This is a genomic window from Alicyclobacillus sp. CIJ1 (genome assembly GCF_057538885.1).
Genome location: NZ_BAAJPH010000053.1, coordinates 1 through 3,760, shown reverse-complemented (window position 1 = coordinate 3,760; position 3,760 = coordinate 1). Strand labels below are relative to the sequence as shown.

At 55.6% G+C, this 3,760-nt stretch carries 4 protein-coding genes; all 4 read left to right on the top strand.

Annotation, left to right across the window (positions count from 1 at the left end; all coding sequences use genetic code 11):
• The first annotated feature begins 130 nt into the window (after positions 1 to 130).
• The 4 genes from AC27E8_RS00475 (at position 131) to AC27E8_RS00460 (ending at position 3,260) form a co-directional block, all read left to right on the top strand.
• Complete coding sequence (locus tag AC27E8_RS00475) at positions 131 to 385, top strand: hypothetical protein (RefSeq protein WP_487097472.1); 255 nt, start codon at positions 131 to 133, stop codon at positions 383 to 385.
• Positions 386 to 467: 82 nt separating this feature from the next.
• Positions 468 to 1,388, top strand: coding sequence for a PD-(D/E)XK nuclease family protein (locus AC27E8_RS00470; protein WP_487097474.1), 921 nt, complete (start codon positions 468 to 470; stop codon positions 1,386 to 1,388).
• Between the two features lie 18 nt (positions 1,389 to 1,406).
• Positions 1,407 to 2,204: a hypothetical protein gene (locus AC27E8_RS00465; RefSeq protein WP_487097476.1), complete on the top strand. Its 798-nt coding sequence runs from the start codon at positions 1,407 to 1,409 to the stop codon at positions 2,202 to 2,204.
• Positions 2,205 to 2,639: 435 nt separating this feature from the next.
• Positions 2,640 to 3,260, top strand: coding sequence for a hypothetical protein (locus tag AC27E8_RS00460; RefSeq protein ID WP_487097477.1), 621 nt, complete (start codon positions 2,640 to 2,642; stop codon positions 3,258 to 3,260).
• Positions 3,261 to 3,760: the final 500 nt, after the last annotated feature.

The following is a 3,760-nucleotide window of genomic DNA, read 5'->3' as shown; positions in this document are numbered from 1 at the left end:
GAAGGAGGCAACGAACCATGCAGTATGAGGACATCATCTCCAAGTTGTGCGACGCCGACCGGAACGACCCGGATCGCGCGCGATACACGGTGGCGGATCTCGAAGCGTTGTGCCAGGAGGTTGAGGTAGCATGAGCGAGCTTTCTGGGCTTGGCTATGACACATGGAAGCTGATGACCCCCGAAGAAGACGCGGCACTTTGGGGCCTCCACGACGAAGGCGAATGGTTCGACGAAGACGAGACGTTGACCTGTGAGTGCTGCGGCGACGTGATCGACGAGGAGACGGCGGTTCTGGACGAGGGTTCTTGGTTTTGCCCGGAATGTTGGGAGTCGATGGAGATCATTGGGTTGGACGAGAACGAGGCAGAAAAAGAGAGCGCCTGACGAGAGCAGGCAGTAAGTCAAACGCCACCACAGATGATAGCACGGCACTCTGGGCTTGACAAGGGGAAGGGAGGAAAATCCCGTGGAAATTCTCACATACAGCAGAATCAGTACACGAGCGAGATGCGCAATGCGTGAACATCTTCATTACGAACTACGCTTACGGCCTCGACAAATCCAGTGGTCGTTAGATATTGGAAGTGCGTTTCACGCAGCCATGGAAGCTTGGAATAGAGGTCAGTCTGAAGAGGAAGTTGTTGCAACGGCATTGGCGCGGTTGAACGAAGTCGCAGCCCGCATTGAAGATCCGGTTGAGCTCGAAAAACTGCCTGTGAAGTCGGTTCAGGTTGAAGTCATGGTAAGGGCCGCAATCAGGCGCTTTCCAAAGTACGAGCCCGTTGTCGTTGAACATGAGTTTTCTGTTCCGATCATCAATCCGCAGACCGGGCGTGCAAGTCGAACGTTTCGACTGGCTGGAAAGATTGATTTGGTTGTGAAAACTCCGGGTGGTCGATATTGGATTGCGGAGTACAAGACGACCGGCCAGAACCTGGAACAATTCAGAATGAGATATGGACTGGACTCACAAGTAAGTTACTACACCATGGCGGCCCGCGAAGCGCTTGGGATTCCAATTGAAGGTTCCTTGATTCGAGTTATCGTGAAGACTCGAACCGAGCCACGTCGCGGAGAAACGCTGGATGAGTATCGAGACAGACTGGAGGCGATGTACACCCAGGAAAGCGACCGACTGCTTGCGGAGGATCTGGTGGTTCGCGACGAAGCTCAGCTCGAACTCACACGGCGCGAACTCTGGGCTGAGGTGCAAACGAGGTTGTTCGAGAAACGCCTTGGTGTCATTCGCCGGAATCCGCAGGCTTGCAGCGATTTTGGAGGTTGTCCGTTCAGAGCAGCATGCCTGCAATTGGAGAACTGGCAAGACATGTACTACGTTGCAGAAGCTCAGCACGATGAGCTTTCGATGGAAACCCAAACGGCATGACAAGGGGAGGAATGAAGGATGGAAAATCAAGTGATGACGTACGATCCGCAGTTGTTGGGAAAACTCGGTCTCACAGAACAAGAGGCGCAGGCGCTGATCGAGCAGGGCGTTTCGCTTGAAACATATGCGGAGATGATCGGGCAGGATCTTTCGGAAGAGGTTCAGCAGGTCGAGCCCACGGCAGTTAGGTACTCTATCGTACATCCGGCTCAAGTTTGGCAGAACGAGGCAACTGATGAGACCAAGAAGACGCTCGTGGGAATCCCGATCTACTTTCACGCGATTCGAGCTTACTTTGTGGAAGGACTGGAACGTCCGATTTGCTCCTCTTTGGACGGAAAGACGGGGTTCTTCATCAATGAAGATGGAGAACGGGTCAGTCGAGAATGTGCAAAATGTCCATTTAATGCTTGGGGTTCCGGACCAAACGGTAGAGGCAAAATCTGTAAAGAATTGCGTCGGATCTACTTGCTCGAAGAAGGGCATGACTTGCCAGCCGTGGTTTCGTTGCCACCGACGAGTTTGCGAGTTTGGGATGCGTTCGTGGCCGCATGCGCATACGAAGGGCTTCCGGTTTCGGGGCGCGTTGTCGAATTGACCCTCGAAAAACAAGTGAACGGAGCACAAGTTTGGAGCACGCTCGCAAAACCCAAAACGGTGCGACGTCTATCGCCCGTGGAATATGTAGCTGTTCGACAAATGAAACAGCAAATTGAGGAAGCTGCACGGCGAGCAAAAGTTACGGCCAACGAGTATTACACGGAAACGCAATCGCAGGCTCTGGGGGGCGGTGAAACGGCGGAGCAGACGGCTTAAACGCGGAGTTCGCCTCCGCGCCGCGCTCCCGAAAGTTCGGGGGCGAGGTGGGGCGGCGAACAAGTCGCCCTAATTAAGGGCAGGGTCAGGTGAGGCGGGGTCAGGCATGGCGGGGTCGGGTTAGGCAAGGCATGGCATGGGCGCTTCCCCGGACTGTGCGCAGATTGCCCTGGTAGCAGTCCAAAACAGTTCGGGACCATATCCGTCCGACTCGGTTCAGGCGGAAAAATCAAGACGAGGCACGGTCTGGTTGGGTATGGCACGGTGTGGCTCGGTAGGGTATGGCAGGCTGAGGTGAGGTTTGGCGAGGCTTGGCATGGCCGCTTTCCGGTGAGCGCTGGACACCACGGTAGTGTCTGAAATCACCGGGCACAACAAAAGAGCGGCGTTCCCGCGCCGCTCCCACTCAAACTCAAGTGAAAGGGTGAATCGTGAATGTCGGTTGCCAGCACCATTATAGGCTACACGGTGGACGGAGACAATGTCCGTTTCGCGACGCCGTATCGGACGGCGGTACGGCTTCGGGGCGCATCACCTATTCTATTCCATCGTTGGGACTGTGAAGATGTGGAAGCGAAAGCGCAGGCCGCAAAGGGCAGCGCGATGAAGAAGACAGACAACTGGGAAACTTACCTTTATCGGAACGAAGACGGCGAAATCTGCATCCCCGGCGTTTACCTGCATCAAGCGCTCGTGAACGCGGCGAAGTTCAAGCAGGATCCTCGCTCACCAAGAAAGTCGATGTCCGATCTAGCAAAAGCATCCTTTGTAGTAACACCATGGCTGGCTTCAACAGGAAAAACACAGCCGGACTTTCTCGATAGACGTCGTGTTCTGGTGCAACGGGCAGGAGTTACCCGAGTTCGCCCGGCATTGTTACCGGGATGGGAAGTCGAGTTTCAGATCGAATGCTTGTTACCGGAATATGTTAACCCCGACCTACTCTACGATCTACTGGTTCAAGCAGGGAGGTTGGTTGGAATCGGAGATTACCGGCCAATGTTTGGTCGATTCCAAGTTATAGAATACAAGGTCCTGGATGATGATTCGGAGTGATGATTCCGTGCGGAGGCTTCGCTTCCGCGACGTGTCTCCAAAGTGTCTTGGAGGCGCGTCGGGGCGGCGAAGGTCGCTCCAGCGTTCATGGCCGGGCGTGGTACGGCAAGCTTCGGTGGGGCAGGGTTTGGAATGGTTTGGTGAGGCGGGCTGTGGCATGCTATGGCATGGTCGCTTCGCCGGTTGTGCGCTGGACGCCATGGTAGCGTCCGAAAACAGCCGGCACCAAGGCCCGCCGAAATGGTGGGCGACCTCCCTTTGTCAGCCCTAGAGACTGCGCAGGGCGCGCCCCTGCGCCGGGCGCTCGAAGGTTCAGGTGGAACGGCTGAAACGGGACTGATCACCCCATGGAGGCTCGCGGTTCGAGTCCGTGCTTCGAGCGCCGGGTGGAGGGGCGAACCCAGAACAAAACAACGGAGGTGGCAATAGAGTTGCCAATGTATCGAGTGACGTTTGTATCTCGTCACATCGAGGAGTTTGAGGTTGAGGCCGCCAGCGAG

Excerpts from the sequence above, each read along its gene's own strand:
- AC27E8_RS00475 (WP_487097472.1), top strand. The coding sequence starts at position 131 with ATGAGCGAGCTTTCTGGGCTTGGCTATGACACATGGAAGCTGATGACC.
- AC27E8_RS00465 (WP_487097476.1), top strand. The coding sequence starts at position 1,407 with ATGGAAAATCAAGTGATGACGTACGATCCGCAGTTGTTGGGAAAACTC.
- AC27E8_RS00460 (WP_487097477.1), top strand. The coding sequence starts at position 2,640 with ATGTCGGTTGCCAGCACCATTATAGGCTACACGGTGGACGGAGACAAT.